This is a genomic window from Stenotrophomonas maltophilia group sp. vghtpe118 (assembly GCF_052605195.1).
The window spans coordinates 1,807,170-1,820,050 of record NZ_CP199672.1 but is presented as its reverse complement, the minus strand read 5'-3'; the positions used below and the strand labels follow the sequence as shown (position 1 = coordinate 1,820,050).

12 protein-coding genes are annotated in these 12,881 nt (G+C 60.5%); 5 read left to right on the top strand and 7 right to left on the bottom strand.

Annotated features, from left to right (window positions below):
• Positions 1-86: 86 nt before the first annotated feature.
• The 3 genes from coaE to ACUDTM_RS08410 are packed head-to-tail and all read right to left on the bottom strand — an operon-like array spanning position 87 to position 2,837.
• A complete protein-coding gene (gene coaE / locus ACUDTM_RS08420) occupies positions 87-698 on the bottom strand; it encodes a dephospho-CoA kinase (RefSeq protein WP_445391262.1) in 612 nt (203 codons plus the stop codon).
• Between the two features lie 11 nt (positions 699-709).
• Positions 710-1,573: a prepilin peptidase gene (locus ACUDTM_RS08415; RefSeq protein WP_049416956.1), complete on the bottom strand. Its 864-nt coding sequence runs from the start codon at positions 1,571-1,573 to the stop codon at positions 710-712.
• A gap of 7 nt (positions 1,574-1,580) precedes the next feature.
• Complete coding sequence (locus tag ACUDTM_RS08410) at positions 1,581-2,837, bottom strand: type II secretion system F family protein (RefSeq protein ID WP_032957218.1); 1,257 nt, start codon at positions 2,835-2,837, stop codon at positions 1,581-1,583.
• 354 nt (positions 2,838-3,191) lie between these two features.
• Here ACUDTM_RS08410 and ACUDTM_RS08405 point away from each other — a divergent pair, with 354 nt between their 5' ends.
• The 3 genes from ACUDTM_RS08405 (at position 3,192) to ACUDTM_RS08395 (ending at position 6,054) form a co-directional block, all read left to right on the top strand.
• The gene (locus ACUDTM_RS08405) at positions 3,192-3,629 is read left to right on the top strand and encodes a pilin (RefSeq protein ID WP_032957219.1); all 438 of its coding nucleotides are present in this window, start codon (positions 3,192-3,194) and stop codon (positions 3,627-3,629) included.
• 79 nt (positions 3,630-3,708) lie between these two features.
• Positions 3,709-5,634, top strand: coding sequence for a hypothetical protein (locus tag ACUDTM_RS08400; RefSeq protein WP_151354678.1), 1,926 nt, complete (start codon positions 3,709-3,711; stop codon positions 5,632-5,634).
• Between the two features lie 3 nt (positions 5,635-5,637).
• On the top strand, positions 5,638-6,054 hold the full coding sequence (locus ACUDTM_RS08395; protein WP_151354677.1) for a pilin: 417 nt from the start codon (positions 5,638-5,640) through the stop codon (positions 6,052-6,054).
• A gap of 26 nt (positions 6,055-6,080) precedes the next feature.
• Here ACUDTM_RS08395 and ACUDTM_RS08390 read toward each other — a convergent pair whose 3' ends face one another.
• Positions 6,081-7,178, bottom strand: coding sequence for a glycosyltransferase family 4 protein (locus ACUDTM_RS08390; RefSeq protein ID WP_423172984.1), 1,098 nt, complete (start codon positions 7,176-7,178; stop codon positions 6,081-6,083).
• A 169-nt stretch (positions 7,179-7,347) separates the two neighbouring features.
• On the opposite strand from ACUDTM_RS08390, the gene ACUDTM_RS08385 reads away from it, so the two are divergent.
• On the top strand, positions 7,348-8,160 hold the full coding sequence (locus tag ACUDTM_RS08385) for an FkbM family methyltransferase (protein ID WP_445391261.1): 813 nt from the start codon (positions 7,348-7,350) through the stop codon (positions 8,158-8,160).
• Complete coding sequence (locus tag ACUDTM_RS08380) at positions 8,157-9,272, top strand: glycosyltransferase (RefSeq protein ID WP_445391260.1); 1,116 nt, start codon at positions 8,157-8,159, stop codon at positions 9,270-9,272. The genes ACUDTM_RS08385 and ACUDTM_RS08380 overlap by 4 nt, the downstream gene beginning before the upstream one ends.
• Here the strand turns inward: ACUDTM_RS08380 and ACUDTM_RS08375 are convergent.
• Genes ACUDTM_RS08375 through ACUDTM_RS08365 form a run of 3 tightly spaced genes read right to left on the bottom strand, consistent with a single transcriptional unit; the run spans position 9,235 to position 12,573 of the window.
• Entirely contained in the window at positions 9,235-10,431 is a 1,197-nt protein-coding gene (locus ACUDTM_RS08375; RefSeq protein ID WP_423172987.1) for a lipopolysaccharide biosynthesis protein, read from the bottom strand. The two genes, ACUDTM_RS08380 and ACUDTM_RS08375, sit on opposite strands and share 38 nt — an antisense overlap.
• Before the next feature lie 43 nt (positions 10,432-10,474).
• The gene (locus tag ACUDTM_RS08370) at positions 10,475-11,689 is read right to left on the bottom strand and encodes a glycosyltransferase (protein ID WP_423172988.1); all 1,215 of its coding nucleotides are present in this window, start codon (positions 11,687-11,689) and stop codon (positions 10,475-10,477) included.
• 11 nt (positions 11,690-11,700) lie between these two features.
• On the bottom strand, positions 11,701-12,573 hold the full coding sequence (locus ACUDTM_RS08365; RefSeq protein WP_151354670.1) for a glycosyltransferase family 2 protein: 873 nt from the start codon (positions 12,571-12,573) through the stop codon (positions 11,701-11,703).
• Positions 12,574-12,881 lie beyond the last annotated feature (308 nt).

The window sequence follows — 12,881 nt, the reverse complement described above, 5'->3', positions numbered from 1 at the left end:
GCAGCAATTCCACGCTGGCGCCGGGCAGATCCACGCCATGCGTGGATGCGCTCCGGTAGTGCCGGCCGCTGGCCGGCAACCCGGCCTCAACTCCCAGCCAACCCCAGATACCGCTCATGCAGCGCTTCCACCTGCGCCTGCAGATCCTCGGGGTGGCCATCGTTGACCACCACATCATCGGCCAGCGCCAACCGCTGCGCGCGGTTGGCCTGGGCGGCGATCATCTTGTCGGCCAGCGCGGCGTCGATGCCGTCGCGTTGCATCAGCCGGGCGTGCTGCACCGCTTCGGGTGCATCCACGAGCAATACCCGGTCCAGCCACGGGTAGGCCTGCCGCCCGCCGACCTCGGTCAGCAGCGGAATGGCGGCAATCGCATAGGGGCTGGCGGCCTGCGCGCACTGCTGTTGCATCAGCAGGCGGATGGCCGGGTGGGTGATCGCTTCCAGTGCCGCCCGTTCGGTCGGGTCGGCAAATACGTGGGCACGCAGGCGCGCCCGGTCCAGGCTGCCATCCGCCTGCAGCATGTCGGCGCCGAAGCGCTCGGCGATGCGGCCCAAGGCGGGGCTGCCGGCAGCGACCACCGCGCGGGCGGCCAGATCGGCGTCGGCCACCACGATGCCCAGCGCCTCGAAGCGCCGGGTCACCTCGCTCTTGCCGGCGGCAATGCCGCCGGTCAGGCCCACCACATACCGGCTCATGGGGATTCCCCTCAGCGCAGTCCGCTCATCACCAGGTACTGCTCGACCACGGGCGCGCCCCACATGAAGTACAGCCAACCCGCAATGGCCAGGTAGGGGCCGAACGGAATCGGCGTGGCGCGGTCACGGCCCCGGGTGTACAGCCAGATCGAGCCGATGATGGCGCCCAGCACCGACGACAGCAGGATGATCGGCAGGATGCCCTTCAGCCCGCACCAGGCGCCGAGGGCGGCCAGCAGCTTGAAATCGCCGTGGCCCATGCCTTCCTTGCCGGTCAGCTGCTTGAACAGCCACCAGACCATCCACAGCGACAGATAGCCCACCGCCGCGCCGACCAAGGCAGGCTTGGCCGGCATGTACAGGTTGTCGATGTTGCCTATCAGGCCCAGCCACATCAGGGGCAAGGTCAACTGGTCGGGTAGCAGCTGGGTGCGCAGGTCGATGCCGGACAAGGCGATCAGGAAGCAGGTCAGCACGATGGCGCCGAAGCCCTGCCAGCCGAAGCCGAACTGCCAGACGCAGGCCAGCACCAGCACTGAGGTCAGGGCCTCGACCAGCGGGTACTGCAGCGATATCGGCGCCTTGCAGTGGCGGCACTTGCCGCCCTGGATGATCCAGCTGAACAGCGGGATGTTCTCGTACCAGCTCAGCTTGTGCTTGCAGTGCGGGCAATGCGAGGGCTCGACCACGATCCCCGGTGGTGGGGGCTCGTAGAAGTCCGGTTCCTCCAGGACCTCGCGCGCATCGCGCTTCCACTGCCACTCCAGCCGCTTGGGCAGGCGCAGGATGACGACGTTGAGGAAACTGCCCAGCAGCAGCCCCAGGGCGGCCGCGGCGGGGTAGCCGAGGCCGGGATGCTGGTCGAGAAATGCCATGTATGTGTCAGACCACCGATGCCAGTTTGAAGATGGGGAGGTACATGCCAATGACCAGACCGCCGACGATGATACCAATGAACACCATGATCATCGGCTCGAGCAGGCTGCTCAGTGCATCCACGGCGTTGTTGACCTCCTGCTCATAGTACTCGGCCACCTTGAACAGCATGGCGTCCAGAGCGCCCGCCTCTTCACCGATACCCGTCATCTGGATGACCATGTGTGGGAACAGGGCGGTCTGCTTCATGGCCATGTTGACCGGGTAACCGACCGAGACGTCATCGCGCATGCGCAATACGGCATGCTCGTAAACCGTATTGCCGGTAGCGCCTGCAACAATGCCCAAGGCTTCCACCAGCGGTACGCCAGCCTTGAAAGTCACAGCGGTCGTGCGGGCAAAGCGGGCAATCGAGCTGTTATGCATGATCTGGCCAATGACTGGCACTTTCAGGATCAAGCGATCCATCCCGTGCTGCATCTTCGGCGAGCGTTTGTAGGCCATGGTGAAACCTACGATGCTGCCGATGACGATGATCGCGATCAGCCACCACCAAGAGACCATGAACCGGGATGCGGCTACGATCATCTGAGTAAATGCCGGCAGATCAGCGCCAAATCCCCTGAAGACGTCCTCAAATTGTGGAACCACCCAGATCAGCAGGATCGAGCTGACCAAGAGCGCTACCGCAATGACCATTGCAGGGTAAAACAGAGCCTTTTTTATCTTGCCCTTCAGGGCTTCGATGTTCTCTTTGTAGTTGGCCACGGTATCAAGCACCGTCTCCAATACACCGGCGCCTTCACCGGCACGCACCAGGTTGCGATAGAGCTCGTCGAACTGCACCGGATACTTGCTGATTGCCTCATGAAGGGACGATCCGCCCTCGATATCGGTGCGGATGCCGTCCACCATCTTCTTCATGCGCGGGTTCTTGTGCCCGCTGGCGATGATGTCCAGCGCTGAGACGATCGGCACACCGGACTTCATCATCGTCGCCATCTGGCGGCTGAAGAATGCAATGTCCTTCGGCGAAATCTTGCTGCCGGCTGCGCCGAACAGTGGCTTGGGCTTTGGCTTGACCGTGCCCGGGGTGATGCCTTGACGGCGCAGCTCGGCCCGCAGCAGATTCGCGTTTTTCGCGGCCTGCTCCCCTTTCATCTTCACACCCCGCTTGTCCGTCCCCTCCCAGACAAACGGCTGCAGGTCCGTGGTGCTGCGCGCCACGGGCTCCTTCTTGATCGCACTGCGACTGACAGACATATCGGCTCCCCAAGACCCGCCATCCCCAGGCGGGCATCTAGCCCCTGATGGTAGCGGGTTCATGCCCGTCTGGGCAGTTGCCAAGGGGCCCATGATGCGAATTCGTGCCGGGTGCCGACCAAAGGTGACGCACTGCGTCACATTGCCGCGTCCATCGCAGATTCGCATCCGGGGGGTTCCCATCCGTGAAATAGCTGCCATCATGGGCGCGGGGAAATCCAGGGGGAGGCGTGCCGGGGTTGGCACGCAACCTGCGTTGATCCACCCGCAGGGGGCAGGACCCGCTCAGCTGACCACTGGTCAGACCGATCCTGACTTCTGAAATCAACCACCACTTATCTTGGGGATGTACCAATGAAGAACCAGAAGGGCTTCACCCTTATCGAACTGATGATCGTTGTTGCGATCATCGCCATCCTGGCTGCAATCGCGCTGCCGGCTTACCAGGACTATGTGGCACGCTCGCAGGTTTCCGAAGCGATGACCCTGAGCTCGGGTGCCAAGACCGCTGTTACCGAGTACTACGCCGACAAGGGCGCCTTCCCGACCACCAATGCGATGGCCGGCCTTGCTGGCGCGTCGTCGATCAACGGCAAGTACGTGGCCAGCGTGACCGTTGGTGCGAACGGCGTGATCACCGCCAAGATGAAGGGCTCGGGCTCGGTGAGCTCCAAGGTCGCCGGTCGCGACTTTGCGCTGGTCCCGGCAGACGCTGGTGGCTCGATCACCTGGGACTGCAAGGGCTCCGCCACGACCATCGACGCCAAGTACCGTCCGTCGTCCTGCCGCTAATCGCGCAGACGGCATAGCGGTATCGGGAAAGGGCCGCTTTGCGGCCTTTTCTTTTTTGGGGCAAGGGGAGTTCTATTCGATGCGAAGTGCACCTGCGCAGCGACTGCTGCCCCTGGCGGGTCTGGTCCTGCTGGCGTTGCTCGGAGTGGGCGTCTACTGGAATGGCTTGAATGGGGGGTTCATCTTTGATGACTTTCCCAATCTGGTGGACGATCCGGATTGGCGCTTGACCTCGATGGACTTTACTTCCATCGCGCAGGTCATGGGCAATGGGGTCACGGGCGACGTGGGCCGCCCATTGGCAATTCTCAGTTTCGGCCTGAATTACTACTTTACTGGCTTGGCGCCTTGGCCGATGAAGGCGACCGGCTTGGCTCTACACCTCCTGAATTCAGTGCTGGTGTTCGCCCTGGCGTCCATGCTGATCAGGCGAGTGCTCAGCATTTCGTGGTCACAGGTGCGCTTGACGGCCTTCATGGTCGCCACCGCGTGGATGGTTCATCCATTGCAGGTGTCTACCGTCCTTTATGTCGTGCAGCGCATGGAAATAGGAGGGGCGACGGGAGTCCTGATCGCACTTCTCTGCTATCTCAAGGCGCGCGGCAGCGCTCCCTGGTCCCGGGCGTCGTTGCTCTGGTGGTGCTGTGCGGTGTTCGGAGCCGGGATTGGCCTGGGCTTCAAAGAGACCGCGATACTCATCCCAGCTTACACACTCTTGATCGAGGTGTTTCTCCTCAAGTTCCGGAATTCGGATGGAACACGCGCGCGCGCAATTTCCCTCCTATATGCCTTTGGAGCCATAGGGGCGATCTTTCTATATTTCGCAGTGATTCTGCCTGGCGCCCTAGCGCCGGAACGCTACTCGGCACGTGATTTCAGCTTGGCAGGCAGGTTGTACTCGCAACCGGCGATTCTGCTGAACTACCTTCAGCAGATCATGCTTCCCTGGCCCGAGTCGTTGAAGTTCTATTACGACAATGCACAGGTCCCGCCATCCTGGCGTTCAACTACTTTCATAGTCCCGATGCTGGCGCTGGTCGCGCTGTCGACAGCGGCTTGGGGGCTGCGCAAGCGCTGGCCCCTGACGGCACTTGGCATCGGATGGTTCTTTGCCAGCCATTTGCTGACCAGTAACGTTGTGCCGCTGGAGTTGGCATTTGAACATCGGAACTACCTGGCAATCGTAGGTATCGCTCTTGCCTTGGTGCAACCACTGGCCGCGGTGATGCAGAGGTGGACCGTTGAGGCACGCCGTACGGCAGGGGGAGTCCTGCTGCTTTTTGTTGCGGCCATGGGGTGGATCCAGGTGCAGACGTGGGCAGATCCAATGCGCCTTGCTCTCACCTTGTCCAACCGTAATCCTGATTCTTCGCGGGCCGGTTATGAACTTGGACGAGCACTGCTGGCGTCAGCCCCCGCCGATCCTGCTTCCCCGGCCTGGGCCCTGGCTGAGAAGGAGTTCACGCATGCGGCCTCATTGCCCGGCAGTTCGCCACTTCCCGAGCAGGCACTGATCATTCTCAAGTCGCATCAAGGGCGGGCGCAGCCCCCGGAGATATGGGGTGCACTTGAGCGGAAGATATCCAAGCGGTCATTGGGGCCACAGGAAGTTGGGGCGCTTGAAGCGATCGTCGCGTGCCGGGTTGAGGGGGGGTGCAGGCCGGCCGAAGAGCAGGCGCTCTTTGCTCTGTTGTCGACCGCAACGGCAGAGAATCCTCGATCGTCGAGAGTCCGGGTGGTGTTCTCCAACTACGCCTTCAATGTGATGAAGGATCCGTCTCTAGCGATGAGGCTCATTCGTGAGGCCGTGCAGATCTCGCCGGAAGACCTGGGATGCCGTCTTTGGTTGTTGAGGATGGGATTGGCATCGAACTTGCTTGAGGTCAGTGAGGCTAGGCAGGGTTTGGGGATTCTGCGAGCCGTCAATCATCGTCATGCCTATGACCGGGACATTGAGGGCCTGGAGCATTGGCTGGCGGCGAGCCAACAATCAACAGGGGGGTAGTGCATGTATCAACGTGGATTTTCCTTGATCGAACTCATGATTGTGGTTGCGATCATCGCCATCCTGGCGGCAATCGCGCTGCCGGCTTATCAGGACTATGTTGCTCGAGGGCAGGTGGCTGAGGGACTTTCGTTGTCAACCGGAGCCAAGGAGGCAATAGCCACGTATTACTCTGACCATGGGCAATTTCCTGCCGACAACCGTGCCGCAGGAATGGCTGCCCCGGGGTCGGTATCTGGAAAATTCGTCCGATCGGTGACCGTTGACAGCACCGGATCGATCTCGGTGGCCTTTGCGTCTTCGGCCAGCGCAAAGGTCGCTGGACAGACACTGGTTCTGACCGCGAGCGATACCAATGGGTCAGTGAACTGGTCTTGTGGAGGGTTGGACGCCAGGTATGTGCCCACGTCCTGTCGCTAGGCGACAGGGCGGCTCTGGGTCCCGAATCAGAGTTCAGAGTTGATTTGGCGCGTCGCCTCAACAAGAAGCGCTTCCATCTGAACGGCTCGCTCCTCCCAGTCGGACGCGCGCAGGTCGCTATTGGAAAGCGGCCTTTGAAGCTGCAGATCGATGGCTTCTACGAGTTCATTGATGTTGCCGGGGGCGTATGCGCGTATTGCGCCCCCGCCGATCCGTCGTGTGTCACCAACGTCTGAGGCGACGATCGGCACGCCACAGGCCATCGATTCCGCTAACTTCAATGGGTAGCAGAAACGCCCAAACGCTGAATTGCGATTGCAGACGACCGATACATCGAGTGAATTGATCAACAAGGGAACCTGCGTCCAGCCGATGACGCCGAAATCGATGATCCTAGGATGTGGGTAGCGGTGAAGGGTGGCATCTCTCGGGCCGGCAATGACGAGGTGGATGTCGGGATGGCGCTCTGAAAGTGCCTGGAATGCTCGGAACAGGTCTTCAATCCCCCTGCTTTGGTCGAGGGCGCCGGCACAGCCAATCAGACGCGCCTTAACGGGAAGACCAAGCATCTCCCTGCTGACACGTTTGTCGATCGGATGAAACAGATCCCGGCGGACCCCGTTGCCAATGACATGTACTGGAACAGGTGCTGAAAGCGTGGATTTCACATGATCAGCCAGGGCATGTGTTACTGCGCTGATTGCCTTTGAGCCTGCACACGCGCGACGGAACGCGGCGCGCAGGCCTGGGATCCGGCTGAGTCCGAAAGATTCGTAATTGTCGTAGAGATCTGCAACGTGAGGAGTATGGATGTGCTTCGCCAAGCTTGCACCGAGCACGGTGCATGGTGCATCGGAGCTTGTCAGGAGAACGTCGACAGGGTGCTGCTGGTGAAGTCGCCTGATTGCACGCTCCAACTGGATGGTCTCGAGTGAAAGAGCGTTGATGGAACGCCATTGGACCCCTGCCGCAGACAGGATATTTCCGGAATCTCGATGCCGATAGCTAAGTGCAATTCCGCTGATGGCATGCCCACGGCGCGCAAGTGCTTCCGGGATCTCCCAGAGTCGGCCATAGCGGTCGTCGATGAGGTCGCGTCCGGTGTACTGCCGCTTGCTGAGCATGAGGACATGCATGGACTGACCTGTATGGAAAATCAGATGGGTGGTGCATCATCATGGGCCAGTTGAAGGTGGGAAGTCACCTGCGGGGTGGGGCATGGGATTTACAACAGCGCTGAGGAGGGTGGGTAATCAGCTGCGCATCGGGGAGCGGCCGGGCTGGGTGCAGAGCATGCTGCGCCGCCTATTCCGTCACGCCCGCGGGCGGCAGACCGTACGCGATTTCGATGGCCGGTTCATCATGACCCTCGATCTTGCCGAGCATATGCAGCGTCGCATGTTCTGGATGGGCTACTACAACCTTCGCCTCGTCTCTCTCCTCGACCATCTCCTTGAGCGGGGAATGACCGTGATCGATGTGGGTGCCAACATCGGGGAGATTAGCCTGGTCTGCGCGAATCGAGTGGGCAGTGCCGGTCATGTCGTCGCATTGGAGCCGATAGCCGGGATTGCGGACGAATTGCGATTGAATGTGCGGCGCAATGGGCTGCAGGGGATAGTGCAGGTCCATCAGCAGGGCTTGGCAGGAGAGGCTGGCCGGCAGGCGATCTATGCGTCCTACGGACAGCGTGATGTGGGTGAAGTTAATCTGGGGCTGGGGAGCCTGCATGGAACCGAGGGCGTCGACCAGTGCATTGGAATGGTCGACATCACGACGCTGGACGAACTCGTACGGCGTATTGGCCTGTCACGGCTGGATCTATTGAAGGTCGACATTGAAGGCGGTGAGTTGCCCTGTCTGCAGGGGGGAATCGAAACGCTACGACGCTTCCTGCCGATAATTGCGGTGGAAGTGCAGGAGTGCTCCAGCCTGGCCGCTGGTTACCATAGTCGGGAGATTCTGGAACTGCTATCGCCATTGGGCTATCGCTTCTATCGCTTGGAGGCGAGGCGGCGGTTGGTTCGGATCGGTGTTCAGGATCTGCGTGACTATCAGGATGTGATCTGCATTGCAGGGCCGGTCCGGGCCTTGGAGGTTGCATGATCTGGCTGCTGGCCAGCCGCTGGGAAGCCGGCGGATTGGAGCGCGTGCAATTGAACCTCGCGCGTGGCTTCAAGAAGAGAAAATGCTCGGTGAGTATCATCGCCGGGCGTGATCTGAATGGGCCGGGTGACAATGGTGAAGTGACGTTCATCGCTCCGCGCGGTGCCTGGCAGATGCTCCTTGGATTGCCCTTGCGCATCCGACGCGAGCGGCCACGCGTCGTGGTCACTACCTCCAACGACATTGCGGTATGGGTCACCTTCTGGCGCCGCATTCTCTATCCTTCTACGGCAGTCGTTGTGGCTCAGCATCTTTCGCTGTCGGCGCCCAGGCGCGCGGCTCGTGGGTTTTTCAGGCTCAAACTGGAATTGATTCGTTGGGCGATGCGGGGCATGCTGACGCGGTCCCAGGGTCTGGTCGCTGTTTCTGTGGCGTTGGCGGCAGAAATGGCGTCTGAGCTGAAGCTCCCTCGCTCTGGAATACGAGTGATTCACAACCCATTGGTCAGTATGGAGGGTGTGCAGGCAAGGCACATTTCTCAGGCGTGGCCCTTCCCGCATGACGATGTTCCGGTTTTTATCTATGCGGGGCGCCTTTCACCGGAGAAGCGCCTCGATCTTCTTTGGGAGGCATTTGTGCTCGTGCGAGCCACCCATCCGGCACGTTTGCTCATACTGGGACAGGGGCCGGAAGGTGCGCGTGTGGCCCAGTGGATTGAGAGGAGCACATTCCAGAGCGACTGCGCGCTGCTGGGGCGGGTGGAGGATGCGCTGCCCTGGATGGCCCGAAGCACGGCGCTGGTGCTGCCGTCAGACTACGAAGGGTTTGGCAATGTCCTGGTCGAGGCCATGAGCTGCGGCGTTCAGGTGATTGCTACCGACTGCCCACACGGTCCTTCGGAAGTCCTGGGCGGCGGTCAGTTTGGTCAACTGGTGCCTGTGGGAGATGCGCATGCATTGGCCCAAGCCATGAGGAATGTGCTGAATGGAAGGCAGCAGGTGGCTGCTGAAGATCTTCGCGAACGTAGCAAGGCATTCTCCATCGATGCAGCCTGTGAGGCGTATCTGGAGCTCTTCAGCTTGGCAATTGAGCGACTTCAAGGCCGGGACTGAAAATCACAGTCAACCATGCGGCCATTGCCATCAGTGCTTCGGCGACGATGATCATCCAAACCGCTCCCAACAGTCCGTGTGCAGGAATCCAAGCTGCGGCGATCAAGGTCATTATCACCAGCCCGAGAGTCTCGATGACGAATCGATGTATTTTCTTGCCACGTCCAATCAGCACATTACAGGCGATCTGGCGCAGGCTGTAGCCGATGATGAACAGGCCCATCCATTGCAGGCCGGGAATGGCAGCAGAGAACTCAATGCCGAGCACGGAGGGCAAGATGCTGGCGGTACACCACAGCACGAGGCCCCCCAGCGTTCCATACGCCGTCGCGACCAAGATCATTGAAACGATCAGGTGTAGATGCTGCGAGGACACTGGTTGCGCACGGAACAACCGCGGCATCGCTGACATGACCATTGCATCGAGTGGCATCGCAATTACCGCCGCGATGCGATAGCACGCAGCATACAAGCCGGCTAGCTCGCTTCCACCTGCATGCAGGACGAACGATTTATCCAGCGTAGTCACGGCAACGGCAGAACTCCAGGCAGCGGCGTGTCCCGTGCCATGAGCCAAATCGCTGCGTCCGATCTGCAGGTTCGCTGGGCCGGGGCGTAATATCCTTCGGACCAGCATGAGGGCCAGCACCGCGCTGCATGCCGAAGAGGCCAGGTGCAGCAATAGATAGGTCGTCAGGTTGTGGTCGACCGGTAGCAGCCCGAAGATGCAGATGGCTGCAAGCCTCATGCCTGCGTTCAATGCGGGAAGGGCTGCGGCCCAGCCCAAGCGATCATTGGCTGAAAATGCGAATGCAGCATTGGTGACGATAGGGAATGCGATGATCTCCGAAAGCGCGACAAGGCCGAGTGCGGGCCACGACATCAAGCCAGCGGTCAGTAGAGAAAAGGCCAAGGAAAGTGGCGCTGCGCTCAGGGCGCAGAGCACAAGGCTCTGCTTCCAATAACGGGGAAACTTCCCGTGGTCCGCGGTGCTGTATTGATACATCAGCATGCCGCTGCCCAGCCCGACTAGGCCGGCAAGAGCCGAGGCCGTGCCAACCGTGCCGGAGAACAGGCCGTAGTCGGTTGCCCCCAAAACGCGAGCGCCGAGAATGATCCATGCAGCCAAGCACGCCATCCGCATGCCCTGCCAGAACATCACCAGGATCGAGGTCCTAGCAAGGTTGCCAAGGCGCGGTAGCCTAGCGGACATTCTGGGGCTCCATGATGGCGCGTAGTTGCTTCGCATAGTCTGCGGCGACTTGCGAATGGTCGAAGCGAGCTACCAGCTCAGGTCGTTGTGCGTGCGCCCACGCTTGCGCCTGTTCCGGTGCATTCAGCAGTTCGATGAGTACGCTTGCAAGCGAAGCTGAGGATCGTTGCGTGGCCAGATAGCGAGGCGGGCCTGCTGGAAATGCATCACGTACTGCCGGCACGTCCGTGGTCACGACCGGGCAGCCGCAACCGAGAGCTTCCACAGTAACCAATCCAAGCCCTTCCTGATCTCCGTTGCGGGCCTCGACGAAGGGAGCGACGAGCGTAGTCGCACGTTGGTAGTAGGCGGGAAGCGCGTTCTGTGTCACCGGACCGACGAAACGGACGTGCTTTTGCAGACCTAATGCTGCCACCTGAGCTTCCCGTTCTGGTAGTTCCGGCCCGTGTCCGATGATGGTGAGGAAGACCTGGGAATGACGAGCCAGAACGAGTGGCAAAGCATCAATCAGGTACGTCAATCCCTTCTTCTCGACCAGTCGTCCGACGAACAGCAGCTCGTTATGTGCCCGCTTCTCTGGGGAGGGGACAAAGCGATGTTGAAGGTCCACGCCCATTGGCGAAACCGCCAAGGGAAGGTTCGCCGCTAATGCGCGAAAGGGCGCCACCATCGCCTGACTGACGACGCTGGCCGCTTGTGCGCGAGCTAGGGAGAATCGTTTCACGGCCGAGAGAAGCCGCCCCTTCAGAGAGAAGAGATCTCCGCCATGAGATGTAATCAGCATCGGGGGGCGGAGGCGTCTTGGCAGCAGCGCGCTTGTGAGTCCCTGCGGAATGATCCAGTGTGCATGCATCACTTCGTGACGATTTCGGCGCAGTTCGCGTTGCAATGCCCACCACTGACACAGCAGGAACGTGGGCAACAGCGCAAGCATCCAAGGGCGGCGGCGCAGGTTGGAGGCGATGCCCCCACCATTGACAAGTTGCTCCATGCCTTCCGGCGCGTAGCGATAGCGAATGACCTGTACACCGTCCAGTTTCTCTTGGGTGGCGGCGCCAGGAGCGTGAGGACATAGCACAGTGACCCGGAAATCACCGGTCAGATGCCGGCTGAGGGCGTGCACGAACCCAGGCTCGGTGTCTCCTTCCCACCGCGGATAGGTGGACGCCACGACCAGCAGCCCCGGAAGAGAGGCGGTCTGCATGCCTCCCTCAGTCACTCGGTTGAGTCCTTCCGCGATGCAAGGTAGGTAAGGCCGGTGATCTGCTCCGATACCAAGCCGATAAGGAAGATGATCACCGATGCGCTGAACAGCAGTGTGCTCATGTTGGTGAAGCGATGCATGGTCGCGTATGTATACCCGTAGTAACCCAAGCCCAGAAGGAAGAAGGCCAGCGCCACCGGCGCGAACAGTTTCAGGGGGGAGTACAAGGTCGCAATCTTGAAGATGATCAGCAAGAAGCGGATTCCATCTTTGATCGGACGAATGTGGCTGCCATTGCCCACACGCTTTGCAACCGGGATTGGCACATAGGCAACAGGATAGGCGCTTCGGAAGAATGCCATGGTGCTGGTCGTTGGATAGCTGAATCCGTTGGGCAGCAGGTGCAGGAACTCGCGGAAGCGTCCGGCGCGTACCGCACGGAAGCCGGAAGTGAGGTCCATTACTTTGAAGCCGGTCATGTGGCTGGCCAGCCAGTTGTAGAACCTATTGGCGAGGCCACGGTGGACGTTGGCTTGGCCGCTGCTGTCACGAGAGCCGACGACCATGTCGTAGCCTTCGGCCAATTTGTCCAGCAACGCTTGAATGTGGGCCGGGTCATGCTGTCCATCGGCATCCATGAACACCAGAATGTCTCCACAGGCTGCACGCGCACCGCGTTTGATCGAAGCGCCGTTGCCCATGGAATAAGGGCTGGAAAGTACCTGGGCGCCCTGTTCACGCGCAACTGTTGCGGTGGCGTCGGTGGAGCCGTCATCGACTACGATGATCTCTGCACGTGGGTACTGCAGACGAAGTGCCGGCAGCGTACGAAGGAGGCCTTCGGCTTCATTTTTGGCCGGTAGGATGATGCTGAGCTGATTCAAAATGTGTCCCCATTTTCCCCGGTGCAATAGTACTCCGCTGCGGTGCATGAATGGGATTGGGCAGGAAGGACAGGGTCAGGGGCCTGCCCTGATTTGGCGCGGACGGGGCGTTCTGGGAGAGAGTGGTGTGGAAACATGTGATCTGAAGGGATGTTGGCGGGCCGTTGACGGGGCTATCATCCCCGGGGGAGTCAGGATCGTGCCTGCCGGGCTGGGAGTGCCGGGCGAGGCAGTAATGCTGAAGGATTGGCGTCGTCGTCGGCCAGCGGGTCGCGGCAGGTTCTGCTGCCCTGTGCGGTGCCCCTGGA

Coding starts and splice junctions, on each gene's coding strand:
- ACUDTM_RS08390 (WP_423172984.1), bottom strand. CDS start 7,178: ATGCTCAGCAAGCGGCAGTACACCGGACGCGACCTCATCGACGACCGC.
- ACUDTM_RS08375 (WP_423172987.1), bottom strand. CDS start 10,431: ATGTTCTGGCAGGGCATGCGGATGGCGTGCTTGGCTGCATGGATCATT.
- coaE (WP_445391262.1), bottom strand. CDS start 698: ATGAGCCGGTATGTGGTGGGCCTGACCGGCGGCATTGCCGCCGGCAAG.
- ACUDTM_RS08395 (WP_151354677.1), top strand. CDS start 5,638: ATGTATCAACGTGGATTTTCCTTGATCGAACTCATGATTGTGGTTGCG.
- ACUDTM_RS08380 (WP_445391260.1), top strand. CDS start 8,157: ATGATCTGGCTGCTGGCCAGCCGCTGGGAAGCCGGCGGATTGGAGCGC.
- ACUDTM_RS08415 (WP_049416956.1), bottom strand. CDS start 1,573: ATGGCATTTCTCGACCAGCATCCCGGCCTCGGCTACCCCGCCGCGGCC.
- ACUDTM_RS08410 (WP_032957218.1), bottom strand. CDS start 2,837: ATGTCTGTCAGTCGCAGTGCGATCAAGAAGGAGCCCGTGGCGCGCAGC.
- ACUDTM_RS08400 (WP_151354678.1), top strand. CDS start 3,709: ATGCGAAGTGCACCTGCGCAGCGACTGCTGCCCCTGGCGGGTCTGGTC.
- ACUDTM_RS08385 (WP_445391261.1), top strand. CDS start 7,348: ATGCTGCGCCGCCTATTCCGTCACGCCCGCGGGCGGCAGACCGTACGC.
- ACUDTM_RS08370 (WP_423172988.1), bottom strand. CDS start 11,689: ATGCAGACCGCCTCTCTTCCGGGGCTGCTGGTCGTGGCGTCCACCTAT.
- ACUDTM_RS08405 (WP_032957219.1), top strand. CDS start 3,192: ATGAAGAACCAGAAGGGCTTCACCCTTATCGAACTGATGATCGTTGTT.